The organism is Runella sp. R0.1_18 (assembly GCF_057652155.1).
On record NZ_JBYFCK010000076.1, the window covers coordinates 1 to 961 of the forward strand.

Annotated in this window: 1 pseudogene; it reads left to right on the plus strand. The window is 46.4% G+C overall.

The features are described from left to right. Positions 1-65: 65 nt before the first annotated feature. Positions 66-961: pseudogene (locus tag AC23P2_RS31095) on the plus strand (hypothetical protein); the annotation flags it as partial.

The window sequence follows — 961 nt, forward strand, 5'->3', positions numbered from 1 at the left end:
AAGTGTCGCTACTTTGTAGTGCATAGCTTAACTTATTCTCACTACTATTACTATTTTTCATCAAAATGAAAATCAACGTATTTACGCTATTTTGTCGTCTCTGGCTGGTTATGCTTGTCAAAAAGCCTAGCTTCTACATGGTAGGGCTACTTCTTTTAGGTACCCTAACACAGGCACAAACCACTACCTTACTTACGCTCAAAAGCTGCCAGCAAACAGGTACTTCTTATACTTGGACAAACAACACAGGAAGCGCTGTGACGTTAAGGATTACAGCACAAGGTGGCGGGGGTGGAAAGGGTTATGATAGAAGTACTGAGGCTATCCTCATTATGGGTAGTACTGGTGCTTCTGTAAGGGGCGATTTTGTGATACAGCCAGGCCATACCTTAATGTTTGTGGCGGGAGGAAAAGGAGAAAATGGGAAAATTAGTCCCCTCAATTTCAATTCTTCAGGAGGAGGTGGTGGAGCTGGGTCAGGGGTAGTGAACCTATCCACCAATACTTTATTGATGATTGCTGCTGGAGGTACTGGAGGGGCGTCAGATAATGGTGGTAGCCCTTCTAAAGGTTTGGGAGGCAGTGGAGCTACCGATGGCAATGGTGGTGGTGGATTTGGGTCAGATTTTTCGACTGGAGGGGGAGGGTTGAATGGGAATGGGGGAGTAGGAATATTTAATGATTGTACGATAGGAGGGGGACAGGTGAGTTTAATAGGTATCTCGGTAGGAGGGGCTCGGTGTTCTAATTACCCATATGCGGGAAGGGGAGGTTCTGGTATGGGAGGAGGTGGAGGAGCGTCTGATTTGGCTGGTGGTGGTGGCGGACATACTGGAGGAAATGGAGGAAGTACCAATTATGGTCCTTATTCACGGGCTAAATCATATAATAGCGGAACAAACCCTGTCAATACCAATGGTTCTGATGGCGTAGAACCCAATGATGGGCAAGTATTGGTAGA